The organism is Photobacterium sp. R1 (assembly GCF_054600795.1).
In genome coordinates this window covers 1-232 of sequence record NZ_BAAHZP010001047.1, presented here as the reverse complement: position 1 = coordinate 232, position 232 = coordinate 1, and the positions used below count along the sequence as shown (strand labels likewise).

Here is a 232-nt window from a genome sequence, read left to right as displayed (position 1 = left end):
ACAGGGTCAGAACGACCAGCAATACTGGCTTGAACGTATTAATCATCTTCCCCCAGCGCCTGAACTGCCACTCAATATTTCCCCGCAACAAATTGAACATCCCAATATTCAACGCCTTTCCAGACTGTTACCTACGCAGACCTTAGTGTCATTAAGGCAAGTTGCTGATAAGCATGACCTTACAGCGGAAGCCTTGCTGCTGGGGTGTTATACCGAGGTTATTCGTCAGTGG

1 protein-coding gene is annotated in these 232 nt (G+C 47.8%); it reads left to right on the top strand.

The window, feature by feature from the left end; translation table 11 throughout:
- On the top strand, positions 1 to 232 hold a 232-nt coding region (locus tag ACYP03_RS28260; RefSeq protein ID WP_459782972.1), incomplete at both ends, for a hypothetical protein.